The following is a 22,890-nucleotide window of genomic DNA, read 5'->3' on the forward strand; positions in this document are numbered from 1 at the left end:
ATGCGTCGCCTGACTGAACGCGCAGTTGATATGGCAGACGTTTGCCTGTTCATGATCGATGCGCGAACCGGCCTTACTCCAACTGATGAGATGTTTGCTGAAATCCTGCGAAAACGGGCAAAACATGTGATCTTAGCAGCCAATAAGGCTGAGGGTTCCGCGGCGGACGCTGGTGTGCTTGAAGCTTATAATTTGGGCCTCGGCGAGCCTGTACGGATGTCGGGCGAACATGGCGAAGGGATGACGGACCTGTATGCGCAGCTAATGCCATTGGCCGACGCAGCAGAAGCGCAACAAACAAACGATGCGCCAGCGACCGACATAGAATTGAATGAAGAGGGCGAGGGCGAAAAGCCCATAATATCTGATGCGAAACCGCTTCAGGTGGCGGTTGTAGGGCGTCCCAATGCTGGAAAATCCACTCTGATCAACAAGATAATTGGCGAAGATCGTCTGTTGACCGGTCCCGAGGCCGGCATTACCCGAGATGCAATTAGCCTGAGGGTGGATTGGGCCGGGCCTGACGGTGACAGCACTCCAATGCGGATATTTGATACCGCTGGCATGCGCAAAAAGGCCAAGGTTCAGGAAAAACTTGAAAAGTTATCAGTCTCTGACGGCCTGAGAGCAGTGAAATTTGCCGAAGTCGTCGTAGTGTTGTTGGATGCAGCCATTCCATTTGAACAGCAGGATCTGCGGATCGCTGATCTTGCCGAGCGGGAAGGCCGCGCCGTGGTTGTCGCTGTCAACAAATGGGATATTGAAGACGAAAAGCAGCAAAAACTGCGCGACTTGAAAGAATCGTTTGAACGACTGCTTCCCCAGTTGCGAGGCGCACCGCTGATTACGGTTTCAGCCAAAACAGGACGGGGGTTAGAGCGTCTTCGCGAAGCTATCTTAAAGGCACACGAAGTTTGGAACCGCCGAGTGCCAACCGCCGCCTTGAACCGTTGGTTGACGGCTATGTTGGAACAACACCCGCCTCCTGCGCCTCAAGGTCGCAGAATCAAACTGCGCTATATGACCCAGGCCAAGACGCGCCCGCCTGGATTTGTCGTTATGTGCTCGCACCCAGACAAAATGCCGGACAGCTATTCGCGTTATCTGATTAACGGCCTGCGCGAGGACTTTGACATGCCGGGGACCCCAATTCGCCTGACGTTACGCGGGCAAGGTGACAAGAACCCCTACAAAGGGCGCCGAAAAAAGAACGCTGGTGCATTGGCTAAACATCTTAAGGGCAGGGCATAACCCTGCCCAATTCTTACATTTTCAAGTTGAAGGCGTGACAGCCCAGCTGCGGCGCATTAGCATTTGATTGCGAGAATTTGTTCTCGTACCATGATTTGCGGGAATTCCGCCTTAGCTTTGAATTAGATTTCGGCCGGGCATCGTGGGAGCGGTCTTGATGGATTTGAGGGAATACACGCGGCAATACGCGGTGCAGGACAACCGGTTGGCCGCGCTAAGCTATTTCGGGACTTTTGCGGTTTATTTCGCGTCGCTGGCTTTGGCGATTGTTTATGTCGAAAAATGGTATGTCATGGTCCCGGCCGGAGTCGTTTTTGGGTTTTCTGCCGTTCGACTTTATGTACTGCAGCACGACTGCGGCCACCATTCTTTGTTTGAAACGAGACAGCAGAATGAATGGGCGGGCCATGGCCTTTCACCTTTCACCTTCGCACCGTTTGAGGTGATGAAACAGAACCATAACCTGCATCATGCTGGCATTGGCAATCTCGATCACCGGGAGACTGGTGAAATCCACACAATGACCCTGCGGGAATGGAACGCGGCCGACTGGAAAACACGTTTGTTTTATCGTCTGTATAGAAACCCGTTCATTCTGGTTCCTGCTGGCGCGTTGTTTACTTATTTTATCCGCTATCGTTGGCCCAAGAATACAATGCGTTTTGGAGCTAAAGGCGTGCTTTTGCACAACGTTTCTATCGTTGTCTTCCTTGGGCTTTTATACCTTGTTTCAGGTACCACGGGGATCTTAGTCTGGCTGGTATTTTCGTTTCTGGGCGGTATGTTGGGCGTCTTTCTTGTTTATCTTCAGCATAATTTTGAAGACACTTATTGGGATCGGCGACCGGATTTGGATCCGCAATTGGCTGCCTTGCAAGGGTCATCAGCGTTGGATTTTGGCTGGTGGTTCGACAATGCCGTCGCGTGTATCACCCTACACGACATTCACCATTTCAATGCGCGCATTCCATCTTATCGGTTACGAGCTTGCCACTACAACCTACCGCCAGAATTTACGCCCCGCCGGATCAAGTTCCCCGAGGCCGTTGCTGCCTTGAACCTAAAACTATGGGATGAAGAAACGAACAGGTTGGTCCCATTCCCGGGGAAAATATCGGGTTCGCAAGTTATACAAAATGGTTGAGAATACGTTGGGCTTTGCTCAGGTAGTGCGCTCTTGTTAAAATGTATATTTAAAGTATATACATAAATCTGCAGGGAGAGAAAGAAAGGACCTCAAATGACCGCTGTTACCGAAGTGCGAGGCGTAGGACCCGCTCTGGCGCAAGCTCTGAGCGCGAATGGCTTCAAAACTGCCGAAGACTTGGCAAAGGCCAAGCCTGAAGACTTGCTGAAAGTCTCACGCATCGGTGCTTCGCGCGCTCCGATACTGATAGCTGCCGCAAAACAGGCCGCTGCGTCAAAACCCGCAGCTAAGGCTCCTGCCCGCCGTGCGCCGGCTCGCAAAACGACGACCCGGAAACCGTCGACGCGACCAACAGCTGCACGCTCTACTGCCGCCGCTAAAAAGGCGGAAGCTGAGCGCAAAGCGGCCGAGGAACGCGCGGCTGCAGAGTTGGCGGCAGCAGAGGCTAAGGCCAAGAAAAAGGCCAAAGCAAAAGCCAAGGCAGAAAAAGCCGCAAAAAAGAAGTCTGAGATGGAAGCCGCCTTTAAAAAGGCCAAGGAAAAGGTCAAGAAAAAGTCCAAAAAGGACAAGAAATCAAAGAAGGATGAAAAGAAAAAGTCTGACAAAAAATCAGACAAAAAGTCCGGCAAGAAAAAAGCGAAGAAGTAGTTCTTCTCCGCGTTTTTACTCCAAAACCAGTGCGTCGCAAATGCGCTGGTTTTCTATGACAGCGAACCGTTATTCAAAAGCGTCAGCTTACCGCCGAGATAGGGCGCAAGGACGTCGGGAAGGGTGACGGTGCCGTCTGAGTTTTGACCGTTTTCCAAAACGGCAATCAAGCAACGACCGACCGCGAGGCCCGATCCATTTAGTGTATGGACGTATTCTGGCTTACCGCCTCCCTCGGGACGGAAGCGAGCATTCATGCGACGTGCTTGAAAATCTCCGGTGGTCGAAACCGAACTGATCTCGCGATAGGTACCCTGGCCGGGCAGCCAAGCTTCGATATCAAAGGTGCGGCGTGCACCAAATCCCATATCCCCAGTGCACAAAACGACCGTACGGTACGGAATACCCAATTGTTCCAGAATGCCTTCGGCACAGCGCAACATGCGCTTTTGTTCGTCATCCGATTTCTCGGGATGTGTGATAGAGACCATTTCGACCTTTTCGAACTGGTGCTGTCGCAACATTCCCGCGGTGTCCTTTCCAGCGCTGCCCGCCTCGGAACGAAAACAGACCGTATGAGCCGTCATGCGAATGGGCAAGTCGCGTTCCTCAAGAATGTCGCCTGAAACAGAGTATGTCAGGGTGACCTCTGACGTAGGGATCAACCACCAGCCGTTGATCGTCTGATAGCTGTCTTCACCAAATTTCGGTAATTTGTCAGTGCCGTACATGGCCTCATCGCGAACCAGCACCGGCGTTTGCATTTCGGTAAGGCCGTTTTTGTCAATGTGCGTGTCCAGCATGAATTGGGCCAACGCGCGATGGACGCGTGCCACGCCTTTGGACAGGTTTACAAACCGGCTGCCGCTGGTTTTGGCAGCTGTTTCAAAGTCCATTGCCGCTGCAACTGAAGGGATTTCATAGTGCTCTTTGGGTGTGAAATCGAATGTACGCGGGGTGCCCCAGCGGTTGACCTCGACATTGTCATCTTCGTCCGCACCTTCCGGAACGTCATCAGCAGGCAGGTTGGCGATGCGCGCCAGTTGATCGACCAGCAATGCGTCGAGATCCTTGGCCTCGGTTTGCATCCGGGCAACTTCGGCCTTTTTCTCTGCGACCAACGTGCGCAGACGTTCGAATTCGGCTTCATCACCTCGGCCTTTGGCAGCGCCAACCTCTTTACTGGCTTTGTTCTGATCGGCCTGAGCAGTTTCTGCTGCCAGTATCTTAGCCCGCCGACTTTCATCGAGCCGCAGTAGGTCTGACGACATAGGCGCATCCCCGCGGCGCGCTAAAGCGGCGTCGAATGCGGCTGGGTTTTCGCGAATTGCCCGGATGTCGTGCATTGGTTAGATCCTTGATGCGTGAATCACTGCTGCTGCTTATGCACCAAATGGTGGGCAGGGTGTAGCACCGTCACGGCAATTCTTGCTTACTTCTCAGCTTCCTCGTGGCTCTCGTGGGACAGGTGACCGTCCCACTCGTCTGTTGGAATCTTCGGTTCTTGCGGATCCGCCATATAGGACGGTGTCATGATCTGAACATTATTTTCATTGAAAACGGCTACGATATTGCGATGCAGGTCCGATTTGATTTTCGGAATAATACTGCCACGAGTGGTGTACCCGTTTATCTGATAGTTGATCGCGTAGTCGGCCAAAGCTGTCCATAACACAAACGGTTCCGGTTTGGCCTTGATCCCCTTGGTACGGTTTGCGGCTTCGACCAACATGGCTTCGACTTTTTCAGGCTGCTCTTCATAACCTATCCCGACAGTTGTGTGGAGCAAAAGGCCGTTACCGTCCGTCTTTTTCGAGAAATTGACGACATCTGAATTCATTAGCTGCGCATTGGGAATCGAAATCAGTTCATTCTTGATCGATTTCAGATGGGTTTCCATCAACTTGATCTGCACAACGTCGCCAATGTGATCTCCTATTTGAATTCGGTCTCCTATCGATGTTGAGCGGCGATAAATAACGAATAACCCGGCAAGCATATTTGAAACGACCGAGTTTGCGCCCAACGAAAGCATCGCGCCAACCAAGATCGTCAATCCCTGAAAAGCGGCAGAGTCCGAGCCGGGAATATAGGGAACAGCAAAAACTAACGCGATTAAAATCACCACAACTCGGGTGATGTTAAAAGTCGGATTTATCCAATGTTTTTCAAAGTCACCTAGGTCAAAAGTCCCGGCTTCGACTGTGTCAAAGAACACGCGCAAGCCTCTGATAATATAAAATGTTACCCAAGTGATAAGTGCCAACATGATCAGGTTGGGAACATAGCTGATGATACCTTTTACGATTTGCAGAACCGGTTCTGTCAGATAGGTCAGCAAAAGCTGTGCAAAGTACCTGGTTTCAGCGAAGGCCAGCAGAATGAACGACAGGTAGTAATAGAATCCGAAAAAGAAAATCGCCAGTAAAACGAAGTTCAGACCATATCGGATCAGTGCGGCCATTGCTTCGGCCTGTACCGTTTCGGCTGTCGCTGTTTCGACGTCTTTTAAATAGCGTCGAACAAAACGTAGGGTGCGTCGTTTAATCCGACGGTGGAGCCATAGGATTGCCACTACGAATAAGGCAAAACCGATCGTCCATCCAATAGCTTCGATAGCGCCAGATACGCGCGCCTTTTCAGTTCTGTTGGCGCGATACGCCTCAATAGATTCTTTGATAGCATTGCCGTGTAATATGCTGAGAACACTGAGTTCCATCTGGTCCAGGTCTGAGTCGGCGTCGGTCACGATCGAAACATTGACGCCATCCACTAGGATCCAGATGCCGAGCTCGGTTTCGTCGTAAGTAATATTTACCGTTGCTGCATCAGAGGCTTCGGCTACTTCTATGATTTTTTGCTGAACGCCCTCTGCGCGTTCGGACGCTGGTAGGGCGCTTGATCCGCGTAGTTGAAAAAGGATTTCCCCATCAATAATGACCGGAGCCATAAAATCGTTCAGCTCGGTCGCTTCGGCTTCGTCGGTTTCCACGGGTGTTTCTTGCGCCGAAACCGGTGCGCACAGCCATAAAACCAAAGCGATCAAAGTCAGGAAATTTGATAGTAAAACGAAAGGTTTGATCGAATTTGGCATTGGTCCCCCCATGCAAAGACTATACCTAAGTTCGCGGACGTGCCTAGGACATCTCTGCAACGGTTTGCGGTATCCTGTGGTATTGTGGGGTGGTCTTGTTAAACCGCTATGCCGCCTTTGCTTGCAAACAGCCCATTCAAAGCATAGGTTCCCGCCAAATTTGCGGAGAGGGTTCCGCATCGTCTGAACAAAGGAATATCCCATGGAAGGTGGCGCAATCGCCCAGTTTCTCCCGCTGATCCTGATTTTCGGCATAATGTACTTTCTGCTGATCCGACCGCAGCAGAAGAAAATCAAGGAGCACAAGGCGATGGTTGATGCCTTGCGTCGTGGAGATCAGATCGTGACCCAAGGCGGTTTGATCGGCAAGGTCGCCAAGGTCAAAGATGATGGTGAGCTTGAGGTCGAGATTGCCGAGGGTGTAAAGGTGCGCGTGGTTCAATCAACCGTAGCGCAGGTGCTGAACAAGACAGAACCGGCAAAGTAACTTCGCGCGATAAATCCTTAAAAAGGCAGGGTAATGCTGCAAATTGATACCTGGAAGCGGGTTCTGATCTGGCTGGTTTGTGTAATCGGCTTGATATTGGCCTTGCCAAATGCGTTTTACACCCGCGTCGAACAATCAAACGACGCAAAGACAGCGATCGACCTTGGCGTCGATACGCCTGAGATGCAGGCCGAAGCTGCGCTATGGCCGAATTGGATGCCTTCATCGCTGGTCAATCTGGGCTTGGATTTGCGCGGCGGTGCGCATTTGCTTGCCGAAGTCCAGGTGGGTGATGTTTACGAATCCCGAATGGATTCAATGTGGCCCGACATTAGGGACGCTCTGCGCGAGGAGCGCGCAACCGTGGGAACGATCCGCAAACAACCATCTGCCCCGGACGAGATTCGCGTACGTATCAGCCAGCCCGATGGAATGCCACGCGCTCTGGAAGTCGTGCGCGGACTTGCTCGGCAAGTTCAGACGCTTACGGGGGTTGGCGCGACCGATATTGAAGCCCGCGCCGAGGGCGACATTGTCGTCGTGCAGCTGTCCGAAGCTGAACGACTTGCTTCGGATGATCGAACCGTGCGTCAATCGCTTGAGATTGTGCGCCGCCGGATCGATGAGGTCGGAACACGTGAACCGACCATCCAACGCCAAGGGGCTGATCGAATTCTTATCCAAGTGCCGGGCATTGGCAGCGCGGGTGAGCTAAAAGAGATCATCGGAACCACCGCGCAGTTGACGTTCAACCCGGTGGTGGGACCCGCAAACAGTCTGGAAGATACTGTAAGTCCCGGGGAAAAGGTCGTTCCATCGTTGGACGAGGAGGGACGTTTTTACGTAATCGATGCTGCACCTGTCGTTACCGGCGAAGAACTTGTGGACGCGCAACCGTCATTCGACCAAAACGGCCGACCCGCGGTAAGCTTCCGCTTCAATACGTCGGGAGCACGCAAGTTCGGCGATTATACTCTAGAAAACATCGGTGCCCCCTTTGCAATCGTACTGGATGAAGAGGTGATTTCAGCCCCGGTGATCCAAAGCCATATTCCGGGCGGCTCGGGTATCATCACCGGAAACTTTACGGTCGAGGAAAGCACAAACTTGGCAGTTCTGTTACGGGCAGGCGCTTTGCCAGCCGGATTAGAGTTTCTTGAAGAGCGCACAATTGGCCCCGAACTGGGGCAGGACAGCATAGATGCGGGCAAGGTGGCCACCGTTGTGGCATTTGTTGCCGTTCTGGTTTTCATGGCGCTTAGCTATGGCTTATTCGGTATCTTTGCCAACATAGCGCTGATCATCAACGTCGGCTTGCTCTTTGGTTTATTGTCTCTGATAGGGGCGACACTGACCCTTCCCGGTATTGCAGGTATCGTTTTGACGGTTGGTATGGCGGTGGATGCAAATGTCCTCATCTTTGAACGCATCCGAGAAGAGTTGAAGTCCGCCAAAGGTCCGGCACGTGCCATCGAGTTGGGTTATGAAAAGGCTTTGTCTGCAATTCTGGACGCGAACGTAACGACTTTTATCACGGCTGTGATCCTGTTTGCGATGGGCAGTGGTCCGGTGCGTGGGTTCTCAATAACTCTTGGATTGGGCATTCTGACTTCGGTCTTTACGGCGATTTTTGTAACCCGCCTGATGATCGTAATGTGGTTCGAACGGCGCCGTCCGAAAATGATCGAGGTTTGACATGAGACTGAAACTCGTACCCCAAAATACCTCGTTCGATTTCTTTAGCCGCTGGAAAATCTGGCTGGGCATATCGGGCCTGATGATGGTCATTGCGTTTACATCTTTCCTTCTGCAGGGGCTGAATTTTGGTATCGATTTCCGGGGCGGCACAACCATCCGGACGCAAAGCGCCGAGGAAGTTAATGTCGGCGTATACCGCGAGGCAATTGCTCCGTTGGAACTTGGCGACGTAACGATTACTGAAATTTTCGACCCGACTTTTGGTCCAGATGAAAATGTGGCCATGATCCGGATTCAGGCGCAAGCGGATGCGGAGGCGGTTTCAGCAGCCATTGTAACTGCGGTTGAAGAGGCGCTGAGGGGGGCAGTGCCGGACGTACAATTCGTATCTGTTGAATCCGTCGGCCCCAAGGTATCAGGCGAATTGATCCAAACAGCCGTCATTGCCGTGGCATTGGCCATCGCGGCGGTGCTTGTTTACATCTGGCTACGCTTTGAATGGCAATTTGCGCTGGGCGCGGTTGCAGCCTTGGTGCATGACGTGATCTTGACCATCGGTATCTTTTCCGAACTGCAGATACGTTTCGACCTCGCAATTATCGCCGCGCTGCTGACCATTGTTGGATACTCGCTCAACGATACCGTGGTCGTGTTCGACCGTGTTCGTGAAAACCTGCGAAAATACAAAAAGAAGGACCTCAAAGAGGTTCTGAACATCTCGATAAACGAAACGCTGAGTCGGACGGTTATGACGTCGGTAACTACGCTGCTGGCTTTGATTTCGCTGTACGTATTGGGCGGTGATGTGATCCGTGGGTTTGTTTTTGCGATGATCTGGGGCGTGATTGTGGGCACCTATTCGTCGGTATTCGTCGCTTCGACCATCTTGTTGTGGCTGGGCGTTAAGCGCGACTGGTCCAAACCGTCGAACACGGCAGGCAACCAGTTCGCGAATGTCGACGCCTGACTTTCTCGGCCAGTCCCCCGGTGGGCTGGCTATTCTACTAATTGCAGCATTTATGGCCGGCATTGTGCGGGGGTTTTCTGGCTTTGGCACGGCGCTTGTCTTTTTACCCCTCGCGGCCCCGCTTCTCGGTCCGTTTGGCGCGTTGCTTGCCTTAACGATTATGGACGTCTTTGGCCCTTTACCCAATCTTCGCCGCGCGTGGAAAGTTGTCGATAAGGGTGATTTGGCGCGGCTGCTGCTCGGCTGCGCAGCGGTGCTGCCGTTAGGGCTTTGGCTGCTGACTAGGGTCGAACCCGAAGTATTTCGCTATGCCGTATGTTTTCTGTCGCTATCTATGTTGGTGATCCTGACGCTTGGTCTGCGGTTCACAGGTCGGGTTGGGCGTACAATGGTGGCGGCTATTGGTGGCGCTGCAGGTTTGTTGGGCGGTGTGGCTGGATTGCCGGGTCCGGCCGTGATTTTGTTCTATATGTCCCGTCCTTTACCAGTTGAAGTAATACGCGCGACCATCCTGCTATTTCTATTCGGGTTCGATTTCCTTCTTTTCGGATATTTGTCCGGTATGGGCCGCGTCTCCTCGCATGTCTTTTTGTTGGGGTTGGTTTTGGCAGTCCCGAACCTGTTGGGGAATTGGTTAGGCGGCAGGATGTTCAATCCGGAAAAAGAAAAGCTTTATAGAATGGCAGCGTACGTAGTCATTGCGTTTACCGCCTTGTTCGGTCTGCCGCTTTGGGGCTAGAAGACTTGCATGCGTCTCAATGAAATCACCTATAACAACGCAACCCCGGTTGACGGTTACGGACATGGCTTCTTCCGAATAGGCGGCCAAGTCCACGAGGGATCAATTTTGACCAGCGCTGAGGGCACTATAGGTTGGGGTGGTTATTCTGACATGGACCCGCTGCTGGCCCTTTCCGAAATTGTAGACGTTTTACTGATAGGAACAGGGGCAGAGTTGACGCATATTCCTGCTGACTTGCGCCATGCGTTGGAAACCGCTGGCATAGGAGTCGAGATCATGAACTCGCCAGCTGCCTGTCGAACATACAACGTGCTGCTATCCGAAGGACGTCGCATCGCGCTGGCCCTGATCCCGACATGACTGAACGTATTTGATCGCCGTTAGAAATTGCAGATTTTGTTTGGGTCAAAAATCATTCATGATGGCTCGTCTAAATTCCCTGCGGCAAATCCCTCCTTTTGCCACTGACCGCAATGGGATAATCGGACGTCATGACTCTGACCGTGACCGACCTTGCCATTGCCCGAGGGGGGCTTGCCCTGTTGGAAGGGCTGAACTTTGTTTTGGAACCCGGTAAAGCGCTGATTCTGCGTGGCCCCAACGGGATTGGCAAGACAACTCTGTTGCGTACGCTTGCGGGTCTTCAAGCGCCGTTGGCTGGCCAAATTCAAGGCGCCGAGGACCGGATTGCTTATGCTGCGCATGCCGATGGGTTAAAGCCGACCCTGACTGTGGCGGAGAACCTTTCGTTCTGGATGTCTGTATTCGGAACGCACAGCATCCAACCTGCGTTGGATGGATATGACCTAAATGAGCTGGCAGATCGCCAAGCTGGCAACTTGTCGGCTGGGCAAAAACGCCGTGCGGGACTTGCACGGCTGTTGGTTACAGGGCGTCCTATCTGGATGCTCGATGAACCCACAGTCTCATTAGACCGCAATGCCGTGACTATGTTCGCTGAAGCTGTTGAAGACCACCTAAAGCATGGAGGTTCGGCGCTAATTGCCACACACATCGACCTGGGCTTGGAAGCCGAAGTTTTGGACATAAGCTCGAACAAAGTCAAACCGAGACCAATCGAAGACTTTGACGGGGCCTTTCTATGATTGCCTTGTTGCTCCGAGATTTGAAACTGGCGTTTCGCGCTGGCGGTGGATTTGGCCTTGGGTTAGCTTTCTTTCTTATAGTCACGGTACTTGTTCCATTTTCGGTCGGTCCGCAGTCGTCCTTGTTGTCCATTATCGCTCCCGGCGTATTGTGGCTAGGGGCGTTACTTGCGTGCCTGTTGTCGCTTGATCGACTGCTGGCGCTAGACTGGGAAGATGGCTCGTTAGATCTATTGGCTACTGCGCCTCTTCCCTTGGAGGCAGTTGTGGCAGTCAAATCATTGGCGCATTGGATGACGACCGGTTTACCCTTAGTCTTGGTGGCGCCATTGCTTGGTGTAATGCTCAATTTGCCGGAAACTGGTTTTACTTGGTTAGTTGTATCATTGCTGATTGGTACTCCGGCCTTGAGTGTGATCGGGACATTTGGTGCAGCCATCACAGTTGGACTGAAACGAGGCGGACTGCTTTTGTCTCTTTTGGTTTTGCCACTATACGTCCCAACGCTTATTTTCGGTGCCGAGGTTGCCCGACGAGGAGCGACTGGGACGGAATTAGAGACGCCGCTATTAATGCTGGCAGGAATTACGACGGCCACAATTGCGTTACTGCCCTTTGCCAGCGCAGCAGTATTAAGGATCAACCTGCGATGAAGCGCCACAACTTTGACTGAGGTCAATTGAGAACGACTCTGATACGGACTAAATAAGCCCCATGACGATCACAGCCAAAGCCAATTCACTGTGGGAATACGCTAACCCGCGCAAGTTTCTTGCAACAAGCGAGCGATTGCTGCCTTTTTTTTGGTTGGCTTCAACAACGTGTTTGGTCGTGGGGTTGGTCTGGGGGTTCTTTTTCACACCGGATGACTACAAACAAGGCTCAACCGTAAAGATCATCTATTTGCATGTGCCTTCGGCGTTGATGGCAATCAACTGCTGGCTAATGATGTTGGCGGCCTCGCTCATTTGGCTTGTACGGCGCCATCACGTAAGTGCTTTGGCGGCTCGTGCTGCGGCTCCGGTAGGAATAGTTTTTACGCTTATGGCCTTGGTAACCGGCGCAATCTGGGGGCAACCCATGTGGGGTAGCTGGTGGGCTTGGGATCCGCGTCTGACGTCGTTTCTAATCCTGTTTTTATTTTACCTTGGATATGTGGCCTTATGGGAGGCGATAGAAGATCCGGACACAGCAGCCGACCTGACTTCGGTTTTGTGTCTGGTGGGATCTGTTTTCGCTATCCTAAGCCGTTATGCGGTGAATTTTTGGAACCAAGGCCTGCATCAGGGCGCGTCAGTTATGCGGGTCGCTGCCGTTACAGGATCGGACACTGAAGAGAAAGTCAGCAACATCTACTTTTTCCCTTTGATGGTGTGTATTGTCGGGTTCGTTTTGCTATTCATCGCGTTGGTCTTATATCGCACGTGTACTGAAATTCGCGCGCGCCGGATCAAGGCGTTGTTGGCGCGGGAAAGGGCAAATGCATGATCCCTGATTTAGGCAAGTACACTGAAACCGTTCTTTCGGCTTATGGGATTTCTATCGTCCTTTTGGTCGCGTTGGTTGTGTTGAGTGTGATGCGCGGTCGAAGGGTGCGGACTGAATTGAAGAGTGTCGAGCAAAGGATGTCGCGCGATGGCTAAAATCTCTCCTTTGATGATTGCGCCGCCTCTAATTTTTGCTGCCTTTGCTGTATTAGCTGGAATTGGAATGTTCCGCGATGACCCTGATGCTTTGCCATCTGCGCGCGAAGGCCAGCCTGCTCCGCCCGTTGCTCTGGTCGAATTTCCCGGAAAGCCGCTGTTCGACGATGCGACTTTGCGTGACGGAGAGGTAAAGCTGGTCAACTATTGGGCCAGCTGGTGCGCGCCATGTCGCGCTGAGCACCCAAACCTCGAAGCACTGTCTGAGGAAGGCGTTCCAGTCTATGGGATCAACTACAAGGATAATTTAACCAATGCCGAGGCTTTCCTGACCGAGCTGGGCGACCCATACGAAGCCATAGGACGGGACGAGCAGGGTCGCATGGCGTTGGACTGGGGCCTTTATGGCGTCCCGGAAACCTATGTAGTTGACGGTGAAGGCACAATTGTTTTGCGCTTTGCAGGGCCAATCACTCAGCGTGTGATCGAAAGCACTATCCGGCCTGCGTTGGAACAGGCCAACTGACTTGGTTGCGTGGGCTTCTTGGACGAGAAGGCGCGACTGATCATTATCCCTGACCAACGCAAGTGCGCTAGGCCGATTGCACGCTATCAGAACGATTGATAACGAGACCTTTGTTAGATTGCGGATGGCTTGAAACACGACAAGTTGCACCAACCCCGAATAATTTGTTCTGAAACATCTCCCTCAAGGCGGGTTACAATCGTGTCGCGGGCAAAAAAACCTTGCATGAGAAAAAATCTTGAATGCTAAACTAATCAAGCATCGTTCGTTTTTTGTTCAAAGGGTAAAGTATGAAGTTTCTTATCGATGCTGCAATTGAGTTACGAAACTCACTAAACAACCAGACGGATCAAGTCTTTGTGAGGGATCGAAAACTAGGCGAGACCATCCCAAAGATAATTCATCAGACATACTTTAAGCGGCCGGATGCTCCTGATTTCCCGGAGGAGCTGAAAGCCAACGTACAAAATTTAGAAGAACAAAACCCGGACTGGGAATACCGATTCTACGATGACACTGAAATTGAAAAGTACATTCAAAAGTATTTTCCCGAGCTTCTCGAGTATTATCAAAAAATTGACCACCGATATGGAGCCGCACGCGCCGACTTTTTTCGATACTTGGTGATGTACAGGGAAGGAGGGGCATATTTAGATATAAAATCAAGCGCTTCAGAACCTTTGAGTGATCTGGTTCAACCATCTGATCGCTTCATCTTATCACACTGGCCGCGCTCATGGCCGAAAATTATGCTTGGGCAGCACCCGGGTATCTCAAATCCAATCGGTGAACTTCAACAGTGGTATATTATTTGTGCTCCGGGTCACCCTTTCCTGAAGGCAGTCATCAACAACGTTTGCAACAACATTGAGTGCTATAATCCAGTTGTTCACGACTATGGTTCTTGGGGTGTCTTCAATTTGACTGGTCCGATTGCTTACACTGAAGCGATCTATCCCATTCTGGAGGATCATCCCCACAGATTAGAAGCGGATCACTTGGCTGTCGGGTTGATCTATTGCGCAATCGGCCCGGAAAACAGCACGGGTGGACATCAACAATTATTTACTCGACGCCACTATTCAAAATTAAATTCGCCAATTGTTTCGGTTCCTTTGCATACGCGAGCTATGTTTTTTCTAAGTCAACCGATAGTCAAACTGCTGAAGACACTCCACAGATATAGACAGAGAATAGAGGGTTGACTGAGGCTCGTCGCGGCGGCGTTTCGCGGCTGCTCCTCTATACGAAAAAACTTCAATACCGAAATGAATGGTTCACCACCAAAGTCAGAAATGTGATTTTTATGTCCAATATCTTTGTTTGTCACTTTAGATTAATCATGTGACCTTCTGAAAAGAATTTAATTTCTTTTGTCGTGAATTGCGCTTGAACCAATTTGCGTTACACAGCAAGGAGCCACCGGTTCTACCTTCCGGTTTCTAGTATAGTCGAAGAGTAGTCCTCCTGCTTTCATTGACAGGGCTTTTGCGATTCACTCTTTTAGCTGCGGATGAGGGAACTTGGCTGGTCAGCAGTCTTCCGAAGGTATTCGGACAAAAGTGAAGTTGTTGCTGTTATCGTAAATTTCGGAACTTCCCTACGGCGTATTTTGAAACAGCTTGGGCACACTTAGGCGCGCGCGGTGAATAAGAAATAACCAACAGTTCCAAAAACACATTGCTCGCGGGCGAGGGCTTCTAATCCTTCTGACCAGCGGGTCAATTCGGAGCCTGTCACGGCTCCTGCGGCGAGAGCCTTTTTTCCGGCACTGTCGAAATACCCGTACGCCAATTCTTGCGGCATGATCACAACGCGGGTTGCAATGGAATAATTCGGCAGGTCCCGTAGTGAAGCATCAATTGTTCCGGGTAAGGCATTGTGTTCAACGGCGGTCTCGACCTCATATGTTAAAATCTTTCGGGCCAATTTGCGGTCGGGATGGTTGATGTTTGTAGAGGAAAAATCGGGCTCGATTACCGCGAGACAGGCACCGTCGGAGGCGACTCGTTGAATTTCATGCAACGCCAATTCGGGATCTTTAAGGTAAATCAGGACGCGCTCCGCTCGCACATAATCAAAGGAGTTGTCAGCAAACGGCAACCGCTGCGCATCACCCTTTTCAAAAGCGATTTTTAAGCCGGCCTCATTGGATCGCCGCTTAGCTTCCGCCAAGAAATTGGCGCTGACATCAAGCCCGCAAACTTTAGCTGAGGATGCAAGGCGTCGTGCAATTCTGAGTGTTTCCAACCCAAATCCACAGCCGACATCCAGAACTTTTGGGGCCTGCGGCAGCGCGAGGCTTTTTTGTTCGAGTTGTTTTAGTTCCTGAATTTGGACAGCACTATCAAAGGCCTCAAGCGCCGCTATATATGCGCGGGTGTCAGCGTCGACCGAGTGGCCCTTGAATTTGCTTAACGAAAAACGGTCCACAACGCCTTCCTGTTCGACCCTTTTTGATATTTAGGGCCCCAATGCGCTCTCGTCCAAAAAAAGACTTTCATAGTCTATAACCACCTGTCACGCTCAAAACTTCCCCAGTAATAAATCCCGCGTCATCAGAGACCAAGAATCGCACCACTTTGGCTATTTCTTCGGGAGTGCCTATGCGGCCCAGGGCAGTGTCTTTGACGAAAATCTCCGTCAGGTCGTCGGAACGCGGTGCTTCCGGGATGTTTATCGCGCCGGGTGCGACAGCGTTGACCCTTATGCCCGCAGGGCCCAATTCTTTGGCCATTGCGCGGGTCCACAGATTGAGCGCGGCTTTGCTGGCGCCGTACGTAGCAGCGTCCCGAGGGGGCAACGTTGCATTCATGGAAGAGATGCTGACAATTGATGCCCCAGTGTTCAGATGGGGCAGGGCCGCCGCCAGCAGTGCTGCTGGTGCCAAAAGGTTGAGATTCAATATTGCTGTGTGATCCTCCGCAACGAATGTGTCTTTGGGTGTCGAGCGTACAAGGCCAGCATTATTCACAATCGCGTCCAGACGCCCAAAACGGGAAATGACTTTTTGAATGACGCGTGCCGGTTCGCCGTTTTCTCTTAGGTCAGATTGAACCGATAGGGTGCTGCATTGCTTCAACTCTGCTGACGGTTCGGTTGCCAGCCAAGTAAACGCAATTTGGTGATCTCGACTCAGGTTCTCTACAATCGCGCGCCCGATCCCACGCGCGCCGCCAGTTATCAATGCTACTTTATCCATGGCGCTCACAAGATCGGCAATTTCAGCGTTGTTCAATGCTGATTTTGTTGAAAGGCAGCACTGTGTAGGCGCTTGCTGTTCGTTATCTGCGCACCAAAATCCAAATCATTGCTGCGATGAAAGCAAAAGTGACCAGATTCATCAAAGTGTCGGTAAGATCACCGATTAGCATTGCTTTTTCCTTCCTCCCTTAATGCTCGGAAAAGGCAAACCATCAGCAGTACCGAGATGAACACAAAGGGCAAAGCCCCAAGCGAGATTAAAATTTTTACCGAGTCGACTGAGCCTGAAAGGATCATTGCAACACTCAATAGTCCTAGCAGTGCCCCCCATATCAGGCGAACCCTTGGAGGCGGGTTTTCGTCCCCTCCCGAAGAGAAAGTCCCCAGAACGAAGGCTGCGCTTACAACGCTTGTCACTATGAAAAGAAACGCGGCAAGTACCGTCGCCAACGTGGTGATCAGGGAAAGTGGCAACCGTTCGAGAAGCGCGAACGTGACACGTTCGATATTTGATTGGGTCAGTAACAAAAGCTCACCCGCGCCGTTAAGGGCCTCGAACAGTCCAATGCCGCCGAATGCTCCAAACCATAGAATAGAAAATAAAGTAGGGGCGAACAGCACCCCAATAACGAACTCACGGATGGTCCTGCCCCGAGAGATGCGGGCGACGAATACGCCAACAAATGGACCCCACGCTATCCACCAGACCATATACGTTAGGGTCCAATCGCTGAACCACTTGGCAACATCGTCGCCAAAGAAGGTGAAGGTTTGAAAGCCCCTTGGAATGACATTTGTAACGTAATCACCAAACCCCTGGACCACCGTGTTCAATAAATATTCTGTCGGGCCAAGGACCACCGTGTATGCCACAAGGCTGATGGCAATTAACATTGCAGCGTTTGAAAGGCGTGCCATACCCTGACCCAGATCGATGAGAAGCGCCGGTATGTAGGCTGCGACCATGGCTGCGAAAACCAAGCCAATCAGTACGGCCCCGACCGTGTCGCTTCCACCTAGTACAGCGATACCGTCTGCTACCTGGAAAACGCCCATGGCCATCGAACCACCGACACCGATCGCAATTGCCACGATGGCCATGAAGTCGGACAGCCATCCGACACGCTCGGCCCATCGCTCACCGGGAAACAAGCTTTTAATGGGTGCGCTGACCATCATTCCGGTGCCGCGACGAAAGCTGAAGTAAGCGATCGTCAATGCGGTAGAGCCGTATATAGCCCAAGCATGCAACCCCCAGTGAAAATTCGTTGCAAGCATTGCCTGCTGAGCGGCCAGAAAGTCCGGCGCCATGCCCGAAATGAAATTGAAGTGGGTCAAAGGCTCTGCCACGGCCCAAAACAACAATCCGACACCCATGCCAGCAGAAAACAGCATCGAAATCCAAGTGACGGTTGAGAACTCTGGTTCTTCATCATCCCGACCAAGGCGAATGTTGCCATAGGGAGAAAAGGCCAGAACAAGGCAGCCAATCAGCATACCCGAGGCTGCGAGCATCACAAACCAACCTCTGCTGTGGAAGGTTTGCTGAACTATGCCACTTGCCCAGATCACCAAACTCTGAATATCAACAACGCCCCAAATCCCGATTACCGCGATCACACTCAACGAACAAACAAGCAGGGCGTTGGGTTGTTTCATGACTTTGTTCTTTCGCACTGAGCCTGAACCAAACAGTTTCAGAATTTCGAATGAATGGCCAGAAAACAAAAAACCCCCGGCCGTTTGGCCGGGGGTTCTATCAGCTTGTTTTGCGTTCGATTTACGATGCTTTTGCCAAGTTCCGCAGAACGTATTGAAGAACGCCGCCATTCTCGATGTACTCGATCTCGGGCGCTGTATCGATGCGGCATTTCAATGTGATGGTCTTTTCAGTTCCGTCACCGTAGACGATTGTGCAGGGTACTTCCTGAAGCGGTTCAACCGAGTCCAGACCGTCGATCGATACGGTTTCGTCCCCTTTCAAACCCAATGTCTTACGGGTATCGCCTCCGGTGAACTCGAAGGGGATAACGCCCATGCCAACCAGATTCGAACGGTGGATACGTTCAAAACTTTCGGCGATAACGGCTTTTACACCTAGCAAAGCGGTACCTTTGGCGGCCCAGTCACGCGAGGAGCCTGCGCCGTACTGCTCACCACCAAACACGACCAGCGGGGTGCCTTGTTCCTGATAGGCCATCGACGCTTCGTACACCGATGTTTGTTGTCCATCTGGGCCTTTTGTATAGCCACCTTCAACGCCGTCCAGCATCTCGTTCTTTACGCGGATATTTGCGAAGGTGCCGCGCATCATGATCTCGTGATTACCTCTGCGAGAGCCATACGAGTTGAACTCACGCTGCTGAACTTGTCGATCAGTCAGATACTTACCCGCGGGGGTTGTTGTCGCAAACGACCCAGCAGGCGAGATGTGGTCGGTTGTGATCATATCACCAAGGATAAGCAGAACCTTCGCGCCTTCGATGTTTGAGATTGTACCGGGTTCCGCACCCATACCTTGGAAGTAAGGCGGGTTCTGAATGTAAGTCGATGTTGGAGGCCAATCATAGGTCTCCTGCTGAGGGACCTCGACGTCTTGCCACTTTTCGTCGCCTTTAAATACGTCGGCATATTTCGATTGGAACGCTTCGCGTGTCACAGTCTGTTCGACCAGCTCGGCGACTTCCTGGCTCGAGGGCCAAATGTCTTTCATGTAAACATCGTTGCCGTCTTTGTCCTGACCGATCGGTTCTGAAGTCAAGTCAATATCGAGGGTTCCGGCCAGAGCGTAAACCACGACCAGAGGCGGCGAGGCGAGATAGTTTGCCCGAACATCCGGTGAAATACGGCCTTCGAAGTTTCGGTTGCCCGACAGAACCGAGGTGGCGACCAAATCGCCTTCGGCAATTGCCTCCGAGATTTCCTGCTGTATCGGGCCCGAGTTACCAATGCATGTTGTGCATCCATAGCCCACCAGGTTGAAGCCAATTTTGTCCAGATCTTCTTGCAGGCCGGCGGCCTCAAGATAAGCTGACACAACCTGCGAACCCGGCGCCAGCGAGGTCTTAACCCAAGGCTTGCGGTTCAGACCCAGTTCGGCGGCCTTACGCGCCACTAGGCCCGCGCCGATCATTACGTAAGGGTTCGATGTGTTTGTGCATGATGTGATCGAGGCGATCACGACCTTGCCCGATTCCATGGTGTAATCTTCGCCTTTGACGGCGACTTCTTTGCCCATCGGACGTTTGAAGGTCTGCTCCATCTCACGCGTAAATGCAGCTTTGGCATCTGTCAGGGCAACATAGTCCTGAGGACGTTTCGGACCAGAGATCGCGGGAACAATTGAACCCATGTCCAGCGACAGTGTGTCGGTGTAGACAGGTGCATAGTCAGCGCCGCGCCAGAAACCGTTTTCTTTCGCATACGCCTCGACCAGCGCAATGCGGTCTTCGTCACGACCAGTATTGCGCAGATAGCGCAGCGTTTCATTATCGATCGGGAAAAAGCCGCAGGTTGCGCCGTATTCAGGTGCCATGTTGGCGATGGTTGCGCGATCTGCCAATGGGAGGCGATCGAGGCCTTCGCCATAGAATTCGACGAATTTGCCCACGACGCCTTTTTCTCGCAACATCTCGACAACTTTGAGAACCAAGTCGGTGCCTGTTGTGCCTTCGACCAGTTCGCCAGTCAGTTCAAAGCCGATAACTTCCGGGATCAGCATCGAGATCGGTTGACCCAACATCGCGGCTTCGGCCTCGATGCCGCCGACACCCCAACCCAGAACGGCCATACCGTTGACCATAGTGGTATGGCTGTCGGTGCCGACAAGCGTATCAGGGTAGGCGACTTCTTCTCCATCCTGGTCAGTATCAGTCCAGACAGTCTGCGCCAAATATTCCAGGTTCACCTGGTGGCAAATTCCGGTTCCGGGGGGCACAACGCGGAAATTATTGAATGCGTTTTGGCCCCATTTGAGGAACTGATAGCGCTCCATATTACGTTCGTACTCACGGTCGACGTTCATCTGAAAAGCGCGCGGGTTACCAAACTCATCGATCATGACTGAATGGTCGATGACAAGATCAACCGGGTTCAGCGGGTTGATCTTTTGCGCATCGCCGCCTAGCCCCTTGATGCCGTCACGCATGGCTGCCAAATCGACCACAGCAGGCACACCTGTAAAATCCTGCATAAGAACACGGGCAGGGCGATACGCAATCTCGCGTGGGTTCTTGCCACCGTTCGCTCCCCATTCACCAAAGGCTTTTATGTCATCAACCGAGACTGAAAAGCCGTTGTCTTCGAACCGAAGCATGTTTTCCAGCACCACTTTAAGCGCTGCTGGCAACTTCGAGAAATCGCCCAGACCGGCCTCTTGCGCGGCGGGGATCGAGTAATAGGAAATGGACTTACCATTCACGCTCAGGCTGCGGCGTGTCTTGGCGGTATCCTGTCCGACTTTGATGGGCATCTGTGGCCTCCCTCTCAAATGACGTGGATTTTGGGATTCGCTGAGGGCTATCTGCATTACCAGCGGCTTTGGTTCAAGGTCCAAGAGGCAGGGTGCGGCAATTTTTGTATACCATTGCACACATTTTTGCCGATTTGAACGAATAAGGTCTCAAGAAACCTTGATTGGTGATTTGAATATTTCCGGACTAAACACTCAGGACACTCTGTCAGTTAGAGATGATTCAATGTTCAAATCTTCCTTATTAGGAACTGCTCTTTCTGTGTCCATCGCCGCTTTGGCCATTGCTGACGATGATCCGGTCGTGGTCGAATTGTTTACGTCGCAGGGATGTTCGTCCTGTCCTCCGGCTGATCGCATCATGCACGAATTAGCCAAGCGTGAAGATGTAATTGGTCTGGCCTTGCACGTGGACTACTGGGACTACATTGGGTGGAAGGACGAATACGCTAATCCAGACCACGCACTGCGCCAGAGAGCCTACGCGCGCCAAGGCGGGCGATCAATGATCTACACTCCTCAGATGGTGATTAATGGGCAGCATGATGTTGTCGGCGCTAAATCGAGGGATTTGGATCGGATCATTGACTTGCATTTGACCTCTGATCCCGAAGCCCAGGTCAAAGCCAATCGTTCTGGCAACGAAATAGATGTGGAAGTAAACCCGATCGAATTGCCCGAAGGCGAAGCGTACGACATACTTGTTGTTCAATATTCCCCTCTACGACACGCGTCTATCCGCCGCGGAGAATTGGCGGGTCACGAACTGGATTACGCAAATGTAGTCGAAAACTGGCAATTTGCCGGTCAATGGAACGGCAGTACACCTGAAAATTTCCGAGTATCATTGCCACTTGACCTACCGGCCGTTGTGCTGGTGCAGAAGGCTGGTCATGGCCCGATAGTCGCGGCAACTCGTGTCAAATAAACTATTGCGATCGCAAGCCTTCGATCAGGGCATATCCTCTGGTTGAACGCCAAGACCTTTCCAGGCTTTCCAGCGACGGTGTATCCAAAACCATTGTCCCATATGTTTGCGAACCATGACCTCAAGATCGTCGTTGGTATATTGTGTCATTGTCTTGGGATCAGAATGTGGGACCGGCTCGTGTAGTACGATTTCGAAATCGATTCCGTTGGGTTGACGCACTGCATAGCAAGGGATCATTACGGCTTTGTACTTTAAAGCCAGTTCCGCGTTCAGAACGGATGTCACCGCCGGTTTGCCGAAAAAAGTCAGCTCTTCACCGCCTATTGCGTGCAGATCGGACACAATGGCGATAATTCCGCCGCTCTTCAAGGTGCGGACCATTTCGACCATACCTCTGCGTCCCTGTTCAAACATGGGCGAACCGGTTTCATAGAAAGCTTCGACGTACATGTCGTTGAAATACGGATTGGCCATACGGCGATACAGACAACCAATTGGCTGACCGCTTCTGTGTTGCAGGGCAATGCGAGCCGCAAGGTAATGTCCAAAATGAGCCGTTATCATCATTACCGGCTTTCCCTCAGCGACGGCGGTATCAAATGACCCGACCCCTTCGCCTGAAACCTTAGCCGTGCTCTGCCGAGCAATGAAATCCTCTGGTGAAAAATGCTCCATAATTGCGCGCCCAGCGTTGTCTGGAACCGCATGGCAAATACGGTTGATCTCGTCCTCGGGAAGATCAGGGCGCGTGAGTTTTAGATTACGACGCACGCGGGCGCGGAATCCGACAATCGGAGCGAGCCCGCGCACGATCGCGCCCATCGTGGCGATCCGTCGCTCGTAAGGTAGCAGACGCATTCCACCAATGACGCCCCTAAGAAAAAGATTAGCAAGATAGTATTTCCCAAGCTCGAAACGACTTAGCTTGGACTTTTTGGCTGGCATGGACGTCTAACCGGAATCTGTGAGATGCCG

22 protein-coding genes are annotated in these 22,890 nt (G+C 52.0%); 15 read left to right on the forward strand and 7 right to left on the reverse strand.

Translation table 11 applies throughout. The features are described from left to right. From der to AC2FNV_RS05155, 3 genes are all read left to right on the forward strand, one after another. A partial coding sequence (der, locus tag AC2FNV_RS05145) for a ribosome biogenesis GTPase Der (RefSeq protein WP_496772612.1) occupies nucleotides 1-1,251 on the forward strand: 1,251 nt, incomplete at its 5' end. Nucleotides 1,252-1,408: 157 nt separating this feature from the next. Further along, nucleotides 1,409-2,395, forward strand: a complete 987-nt coding sequence (locus AC2FNV_RS05150; protein WP_170605145.1) for a fatty acid desaturase — start codon at nucleotides 1,409-1,411, stop codon at nucleotides 2,393-2,395. 96 nt (nucleotides 2,396-2,491) lie between these two features. Next, nucleotides 2,492-3,046 carry a helix-hairpin-helix domain-containing protein gene (locus tag AC2FNV_RS05155; RefSeq protein ID WP_496772617.1) on the forward strand — a complete coding sequence of 185 codons (555 nt, stop codon included), beginning with the start codon at nucleotides 2,492-2,494 and terminating at the stop codon, nucleotides 3,044-3,046. A gap of 53 nt (nucleotides 3,047-3,099) precedes the next feature. Here the strand turns inward: AC2FNV_RS05155 and serS are convergent, their stop codons facing one another. Beyond that, entirely contained in the window at nucleotides 3,100-4,392 is a 1,293-nt protein-coding gene (serS, locus tag AC2FNV_RS05160; RefSeq protein ID WP_170605149.1) for a serine--tRNA ligase, read from the reverse strand. A gap of 86 nt (nucleotides 4,393-4,478) precedes the next feature. Continuing rightward, complete coding sequence (locus AC2FNV_RS05165) at nucleotides 4,479-6,140, reverse strand: mechanosensitive ion channel family protein (protein ID WP_496772619.1); 1,662 nt, start codon at nucleotides 6,138-6,140, stop codon at nucleotides 4,479-4,481. Between the two features lie 202 nt (nucleotides 6,141-6,342). On the opposite strand from AC2FNV_RS05165, the gene yajC reads away from it, so the two are divergent. The 11 genes from yajC (at nucleotide 6,343) to AC2FNV_RS05220 (ending at nucleotide 14,514) form a co-directional block, all read left to right on the forward strand. Continuing rightward, nucleotides 6,343-6,627: a preprotein translocase subunit YajC gene (gene yajC / locus AC2FNV_RS05170; RefSeq protein WP_170472830.1), complete on the forward strand. Its 285-nt coding sequence runs from the start codon at nucleotides 6,343-6,345 to the stop codon at nucleotides 6,625-6,627. Nucleotides 6,628-6,660: 33 nt separating this feature from the next. Beyond that, nucleotides 6,661-8,322 (forward strand): protein translocase subunit SecD, encoded by a 1,662-nt coding sequence (gene secD, locus AC2FNV_RS05175; RefSeq protein WP_170472827.1) that lies wholly within the window; start codon nucleotides 6,661-6,663, stop codon nucleotides 8,320-8,322. A gap of 1 nt (nucleotide 8,323) precedes the next feature. Continuing rightward, nucleotides 8,324-9,292: a protein translocase subunit SecF gene (gene secF, locus AC2FNV_RS05180; protein WP_170472824.1), complete on the forward strand. Its 969-nt coding sequence runs from the start codon at nucleotides 8,324-8,326 to the stop codon at nucleotides 9,290-9,292. Next, the gene (locus AC2FNV_RS05185; RefSeq protein ID WP_170472821.1) at nucleotides 9,279-10,031 is read left to right on the forward strand and encodes a sulfite exporter TauE/SafE family protein; all 753 of its coding nucleotides are present in this window, start codon (nucleotides 9,279-9,281) and stop codon (nucleotides 10,029-10,031) included. The genes secF and AC2FNV_RS05185 overlap by 14 nt, the downstream gene beginning before the upstream one ends. A gap of 9 nt (nucleotides 10,032-10,040) precedes the next feature. Beyond that, nucleotides 10,041-10,394: an Mth938-like domain-containing protein gene (locus tag AC2FNV_RS05190; protein WP_170605153.1), complete on the forward strand. Its 354-nt coding sequence runs from the start codon at nucleotides 10,041-10,043 to the stop codon at nucleotides 10,392-10,394. 131 nt (nucleotides 10,395-10,525) lie between these two features. Then, nucleotides 10,526-11,140, forward strand: a complete 615-nt coding sequence (gene ccmA / locus AC2FNV_RS05195) for a heme ABC exporter ATP-binding protein CcmA (protein ID WP_170605155.1) — start codon at nucleotides 10,526-10,528, stop codon at nucleotides 11,138-11,140. Then, entirely contained in the window at nucleotides 11,137-11,793 is a 657-nt protein-coding gene (gene ccmB / locus AC2FNV_RS05200; RefSeq protein WP_170605157.1) for a heme exporter protein CcmB, read from the forward strand. Before ccmA ends, ccmB begins: the two co-directional genes overlap by 4 nt. A 61-nt stretch (nucleotides 11,794-11,854) precedes the next feature. Then, nucleotides 11,855-12,628, forward strand: a complete 774-nt coding sequence (locus tag AC2FNV_RS05205; RefSeq protein ID WP_170605158.1) for a heme ABC transporter permease — start codon at nucleotides 11,855-11,857, stop codon at nucleotides 12,626-12,628. Further along, nucleotides 12,625-12,783 carry a heme exporter protein CcmD gene (gene ccmD, locus AC2FNV_RS05210; RefSeq protein WP_170472810.1) on the forward strand — a complete coding sequence of 53 codons (159 nt, stop codon included), beginning with the start codon at nucleotides 12,625-12,627 and terminating at the stop codon, nucleotides 12,781-12,783. Before AC2FNV_RS05205 ends, ccmD begins: the two co-directional genes overlap by 4 nt. Further along, nucleotides 12,776-13,309 (forward strand): DsbE family thiol:disulfide interchange protein, encoded by a 534-nt coding sequence (locus AC2FNV_RS05215; RefSeq protein ID WP_170605160.1) that lies wholly within the window; start codon nucleotides 12,776-12,778, stop codon nucleotides 13,307-13,309. The genes ccmD and AC2FNV_RS05215 overlap by 8 nt, the downstream gene beginning before the upstream one ends. Before the next feature lie 290 nt (nucleotides 13,310-13,599). Beyond that, nucleotides 13,600-14,514, forward strand: a complete 915-nt coding sequence (locus AC2FNV_RS05220) for a glycosyltransferase family 32 protein (protein ID WP_170605162.1) — start codon at nucleotides 13,600-13,602, stop codon at nucleotides 14,512-14,514. A 427-nt stretch (nucleotides 14,515-14,941) separates the two neighbouring features. On the opposite strand, the gene AC2FNV_RS05225 is transcribed toward AC2FNV_RS05220, so the two are convergent. The 4 genes from AC2FNV_RS05225 to acnA form a co-directional block, all read right to left on the reverse strand. Beyond that, nucleotides 14,942-15,742 (reverse strand): methyltransferase domain-containing protein, encoded by an 801-nt coding sequence (locus AC2FNV_RS05225; RefSeq protein WP_170605164.1) that lies wholly within the window; start codon nucleotides 15,740-15,742, stop codon nucleotides 14,942-14,944. Nucleotides 15,743-15,809: 67 nt separating this feature from the next. Beyond that, a complete protein-coding gene (locus AC2FNV_RS05230; protein ID WP_170605166.1) occupies nucleotides 15,810-16,511 on the reverse strand; it encodes an SDR family NAD(P)-dependent oxidoreductase in 702 nt (233 codons plus the stop codon). Nucleotides 16,512-16,669: 158 nt separating this feature from the next. Then, on the reverse strand, nucleotides 16,670-18,172 hold the full coding sequence (locus AC2FNV_RS05235; RefSeq protein WP_170605168.1) for a BCCT family transporter: 1,503 nt from the start codon (nucleotides 18,170-18,172) through the stop codon (nucleotides 16,670-16,672). Between the two features lie 121 nt (nucleotides 18,173-18,293). Continuing rightward, nucleotides 18,294-20,984, reverse strand: a complete 2,691-nt coding sequence (acnA, locus tag AC2FNV_RS05240) for an aconitate hydratase AcnA (protein ID WP_170605170.1) — start codon at nucleotides 20,982-20,984, stop codon at nucleotides 18,294-18,296. Between the two features lie 226 nt (nucleotides 20,985-21,210). Between acnA and AC2FNV_RS05245 the strand changes: the two genes are divergently transcribed. Then, the gene (locus AC2FNV_RS05245; RefSeq protein ID WP_170605172.1) at nucleotides 21,211-21,912 is read left to right on the forward strand and encodes a DUF1223 domain-containing protein; all 702 of its coding nucleotides are present in this window, start codon (nucleotides 21,211-21,213) and stop codon (nucleotides 21,910-21,912) included. A 24-nt stretch (nucleotides 21,913-21,936) separates the two neighbouring features. On the opposite strand, the gene AC2FNV_RS05250 is transcribed toward AC2FNV_RS05245, so the two are convergent. After that, nucleotides 21,937-22,860, reverse strand: a complete 924-nt coding sequence (locus tag AC2FNV_RS05250; protein ID WP_170605174.1) for a lysophospholipid acyltransferase family protein — start codon at nucleotides 22,858-22,860, stop codon at nucleotides 21,937-21,939. Between the last annotated feature and the right edge of the window lie 30 nt (nucleotides 22,861-22,890).

Source organism: Ruegeria sp. BHSA163, assembly GCF_059613365.1.

Coding starts and splice junctions, on each gene's coding strand:
- serS (WP_170605149.1), bottom strand. CDS start 4,392: ATGCACGACATCCGGGCAATTCGCGAAAACCCAGCCGCATTCGACGCC.
- AC2FNV_RS05245 (WP_170605172.1), top strand. CDS start 21,211: ATGTTCAAATCTTCCTTATTAGGAACTGCTCTTTCTGTGTCCATCGCC.
- AC2FNV_RS05230 (WP_170605166.1), bottom strand. CDS start 16,511: ATGGATAAAGTAGCATTGATAACTGGCGGCGCGCGTGGGATCGGGCGC.
- ccmD (WP_170472810.1), top strand. CDS start 12,625: ATGATCCCTGATTTAGGCAAGTACACTGAAACCGTTCTTTCGGCTTAT.
- acnA (WP_170605170.1), bottom strand. CDS start 20,984: ATGCCCATCAAAGTCGGACAGGATACCGCCAAGACACGCCGCAGCCTG.
- secD (WP_170472827.1), top strand. CDS start 6,661: ATGCTGCAAATTGATACCTGGAAGCGGGTTCTGATCTGGCTGGTTTGT.
- ccmA (WP_170605155.1), top strand. CDS start 10,526: ATGACTCTGACCGTGACCGACCTTGCCATTGCCCGAGGGGGGCTTGCC.
- secF (WP_170472824.1), top strand. CDS start 8,324: ATGAGACTGAAACTCGTACCCCAAAATACCTCGTTCGATTTCTTTAGC.
- AC2FNV_RS05185 (WP_170472821.1), top strand. CDS start 9,279: ATGTCGACGCCTGACTTTCTCGGCCAGTCCCCCGGTGGGCTGGCTATT.
- ccmB (WP_170605157.1), top strand. CDS start 11,137: ATGATTGCCTTGTTGCTCCGAGATTTGAAACTGGCGTTTCGCGCTGGC.
- AC2FNV_RS05190 (WP_170605153.1), top strand. CDS start 10,041: ATGCGTCTCAATGAAATCACCTATAACAACGCAACCCCGGTTGACGGT.
- AC2FNV_RS05205 (WP_170605158.1), top strand. CDS start 11,855: ATGACGATCACAGCCAAAGCCAATTCACTGTGGGAATACGCTAACCCG.
- AC2FNV_RS05220 (WP_170605162.1), top strand. CDS start 13,600: ATGAAGTTTCTTATCGATGCTGCAATTGAGTTACGAAACTCACTAAAC.
- AC2FNV_RS05250 (WP_170605174.1), bottom strand. CDS start 22,860: ATGCCAGCCAAAAAGTCCAAGCTAAGTCGTTTCGAGCTTGGGAAATAC.
- AC2FNV_RS05165 (WP_496772619.1), bottom strand. CDS start 6,140: ATGCCAAATTCGATCAAACCTTTCGTTTTACTATCAAATTTCCTGACT.
- AC2FNV_RS05150 (WP_170605145.1), top strand. CDS start 1,409: ATGGATTTGAGGGAATACACGCGGCAATACGCGGTGCAGGACAACCGG.
- yajC (WP_170472830.1), top strand. CDS start 6,343: ATGGAAGGTGGCGCAATCGCCCAGTTTCTCCCGCTGATCCTGATTTTC.
- AC2FNV_RS05215 (WP_170605160.1), top strand. CDS start 12,776: ATGGCTAAAATCTCTCCTTTGATGATTGCGCCGCCTCTAATTTTTGCT.
- AC2FNV_RS05235 (WP_170605168.1), bottom strand. CDS start 18,172: ATGAAACAACCCAACGCCCTGCTTGTTTGTTCGTTGAGTGTGATCGCG.
- AC2FNV_RS05155 (WP_496772617.1), top strand. CDS start 2,492: ATGACCGCTGTTACCGAAGTGCGAGGCGTAGGACCCGCTCTGGCGCAA.